This is a genomic window from Streptomyces sp. AcH 505 (assembly GCF_000818175.1).
In the GTDB taxonomy this organism is placed as follows: Bacteria; Actinomycetota; Actinomycetes; order Streptomycetales; family Streptomycetaceae; genus Streptomyces.
In genome coordinates this window covers 5,166,854-5,169,323 of record NZ_JTIY01000001.1, presented here as the reverse complement: position 1 = coordinate 5,169,323, position 2,470 = coordinate 5,166,854, and the positions used below count along the sequence as shown (strand labels likewise).

General features: G+C 70.4%; 1 protein-coding gene. It reads right to left on the bottom strand.

Going from position 1 to position 2,470, the window contains the following annotated elements; all coding sequences use genetic code 11:
* A partial coding sequence (locus HY68_RS44570; protein WP_206742980.1) for a type I polyketide synthase occupies nt 1-2,470 on the bottom strand: 2,470 nt, incomplete at both ends.

Sequence of the window (2,470 nt, the reverse complement as noted above, 5' to 3'; positions counted from 1 at the left end):
GCCATCGGCACCTGCGGCAAACGCCTTGCACCGGCCGTCCACCGACAACCCCCGCTGCCGGGAGAACTCGATGAAGGTCCCCGGCGTGGCCATCACCGTCACACCGCCGGCCAGCGCCATGTCGCACTCACCCGAGCGCAGCGCCTGCACCGCCCAGTGCAACGCCACCAGCGACGACGAGCACGCCGTGTCCACCGTCACCGCAGGACCCTCGAAACCGAAGGTGTACGACACCCGACCCGACGCCACACTGCCCGAGTTACCGGTACCGATCAGCCCCTCCAACTCACCTGGCACAGAGCCGAGCTGGGTCGCGTAGTCGTGGTACATGACGCCGGCGAAGACACCCGTCCGGCTGCCGCGCAGCTCGGTCGCGTTGATCCCGGCCCGCTCGATCGCCTCCCAGGAGGTCTCCAGCAGCAGTCGCTGCTGCGGATCCATGGCGAGAGCTTCACGCGGCGAGATCCCGAAGAACCCCGGATCGAACTCCCCGGCCCCATACAGGAATCCGCCATGCCGGGCGTACGAGGTCCCCCGGCTCTCCGGATCCGGGTCGTACAGCTTCTCCACATCCCAGCCACGGTCAGCCGGAAACTCCCCCACACCATCCCGAGCACCCGCCACCAGATCCCACAAACCCTCCGGCGACACCACCCCACCCGGATACCGGCACGCCATCCCCACAATCGCGATCGGATCATCGTCAACGGCCCTGGTCGCGACGGCGGCCGGAGCACCGGTCGTGGTGCCGAGGAGTTCGGCGCTCAGGTGCTCGGCAAGTGCTGACGGCGTGGGGTAGTCGAAGACCAGCGTGGTGGGCAGTCGGAGTCCGGTCGTGGTGTTGATCCGGTTACGGAATTCCACTGCGGTGAGCGAGTCGAACCCGATGTCCTGGAACTGGCGCTGAGGCTCGATCGCCGATCCGTCGGCGAATCCGAGTACGACGGCGACTTGCCCCCGTACCAACTCCAGGAGAGCCGAATTCCGTTCGTCTGTCGTGAGGGCCGCCAGGCGCTCGATCAGGCCGGCCGTCCCCGCCTCGGTGACAGCCGCCCGGCGCGTAGGTGCGGGCGCCAGCCCTCGGAGCATCGCGGGCAGGTAATCCCCCGCCGCGCTCAGCGTCTTCAGGTCGAGCCGAACCGGAACCACGGCGGCCCGGTCCTGGCGCAGTGCCGCGTCGAACAGGGCCAGCCCCTCGCTGTCGGACAGGGGCCTGACACCGCTCCGCTCCAGGCGGCGGATGACGGACTCGTCCAGGTCACCGGCCATGCCGCCGGTCTCCCAGAGACCCCAGGCCAGCGAGATGGCGGGCAGGCCCTGGGTGAGTCTGTGCTCCGCCAGCGCGTCCAGGAACGCGTTCGCCGCCGCGTAGTTCCCCTGCCCTGCCGTGCCCAGCACGCCGGCGGCCGAGGAGAACAGCACGAACGCCGTCAGGTTCAGATCGCGGGTGAGTTCATGAAGGTGCCAGGCCGCGTCCGCCTTCGGCCGGAGGACGGTGTCCATGCGGACGGTGGTGAGCGCCGGGATGGTGGCGTCGTCCAGGACGCCCGCGGTGTGGATCACGCCGGTCAGCGGCCGGCTGTCGGGCACGTCACGTATCAGGCGGGCGAGGGCGGCACGGTCCGTGACGTCGCAAGCCTCGACGACCACTTCGGCGCCGTGGCCCGCGAGTTCGGCCACCAGTTCCTCGGCGCCGGGGGCGTTCGGTCCGCGGCGGCTGGCGAGCAGCAGATGACGTACGCCGTGCTCGACCACCAGGTGACGAGCGACGAGCGCGCCCAGGCCACCCGTACCGCCGGTGATCAGTACCGTGCCCTCCGGCGCGAAGACCGGCGCCGGCTCGTCCGTGGCGGAGACGGCGGTCCGTGCCAGCCTCGGCACGCGCACTTCACCTGCGCGTACGGCCAGTTGGGGCTCACCGGTCGTCACGGCCTGACTGATCGCGTCCACGGAGGCGGCGTCGCCGTCGAGGTCGAGCAGGACGAACCGCCCGGGATGTTCGGCCTGCGCGGCCCGCACGAGCCCCCACACCGCCGCCTGCGCCGGGTCGATGAAGGTATCGATGTCACTGATGGCGTGATGGGTGACGACGACCAGCTGGGTGGTGGTGAGGTGGGGCTGGTTGAGCCAGCCCTGCACGAGCTGGAGGACGCCATGGGTGGCCGCGCGTGCGGCGTCGGGAGCGTCGAGGCTGGTGGTGGGGCAGGTGGCGAGGGCCCAGCGTGGCAGGGCGTCCGGGTCGTCCAGATTGGGCGCTGTGGCCAGTGCGGCCAGGCTGGGATAGACCTCGGCCCCGGTGCCGAAGTGGTCGGCCCCCAGTACCGCCCAGCGCTGCCCGTCCCGATTTTCGTCGAGCTGGACACTTGTCCACTCAAGGTGGAAGAGCGCGTCACGGAGCCCGCCACCCGGCGCGGCCAGCGCATCCGTGGAAAGCGGGCGCAGTATGAGGGAGTTGATCGCGGCGACGGGC